Origin of the sequence: Pseudohalioglobus lutimaris (assembly GCF_002866825.1) — a bacterium.
Classification (GTDB): domain Bacteria; phylum Pseudomonadota; class Gammaproteobacteria; order Pseudomonadales; family Halieaceae; genus Halioglobus; species Halioglobus lutimaris.
This window is the reverse complement of the sequence record NZ_PKUS01000078.1, coordinates 1-341: the sequence shown is the minus strand read 5'-3', so window position 1 is coordinate 341 and position 341 is coordinate 1. Positions and strand designations below refer to the sequence as shown.

1 protein-coding gene is annotated in these 341 nt (G+C 52.2%); it reads left to right on the top strand.

Features of this window, described 5'->3' with window-relative positions:
* The coding region (locus tag C0039_RS21290) for an IS3 family transposase (RefSeq protein ID WP_243391685.1) at window positions 1-341 on the top strand (341 nt) is incomplete at both ends.

Genomic DNA, 341 nt, shown 5'->3' with positions numbered 1-341 from the left:
GAAGGAGCGCGATTTTTTGCGCGAAGCGGCAACGTTCTTTGCGAAGGAATCCAAGTGAGATTCCAAATGATAGAGCGCTGCCGCGGAACCTACCCAGTGAACATGATGTGCCGCCTGCTAAAGGTCTCAGCTAGCGGCTATTACGATTGGCGATGTCGACCTCCCAGTGAGCTTACTTTGGATAACCAGCGCCTGGTGAAGAGGATCAACGCTCTTCACGAGGATAGCGATGGCGTTCACGGAAGTCCGCGTATCTGGGAAGACCTGCGCTATGAAGGCGAGACTTGCAGTTTGAATCGGGTTGCCAGATTGATGAAAGAGCATGATATACAGGGTATTCC